Here is a 356-nt window from a genome sequence, read left to right as displayed (position 1 = left end):
GAAGCCGGCGCCCTCCTGCAGAACCTCCTCTCCGCCCACACCAACCCCGCCCGCCACGTCACCTTCACCGAAACCCGAGACCGCGGCGACGACGGCCCGGACGGCGACGACGCCCTGAGCAACAACGCCGACGGCGGCGGCGACGGCGATGGCGGCGGCGCGGACACGGATGGGGAGGGCGGGTTCTTCGACGGGATCGACCCCGAGACCCGCAACGACACGGACCCGTGGGGACCAGACGAGATCATCCACGACCCCCGCACCCCCGGACAGAAACGCCACGACGCGTTCTTCGCGATGATCCAGGCCGCCTCACGCGCCGCCGAGACCCCCACCCTCGGCGGCGCCGCCCCCAC

General features: G+C 73.3%; 1 protein-coding gene. It reads left to right on the top strand.

What is annotated here, in order from left to right:
* Positions 1 to 356, top strand: a 356-nt coding sequence (locus tag ACWXWW_RS17925; RefSeq protein WP_455971351.1) for a hypothetical protein, incomplete at both ends; no start/stop codon positions are given.

The sequence above is a fragment of the Microbacterium sp. KNMS genome, from assembly GCF_053851835.1.
The sequence above is the reverse complement of the archived record's forward strand: the minus strand, read 5'-3'. Positions and strand labels throughout refer to the sequence as shown.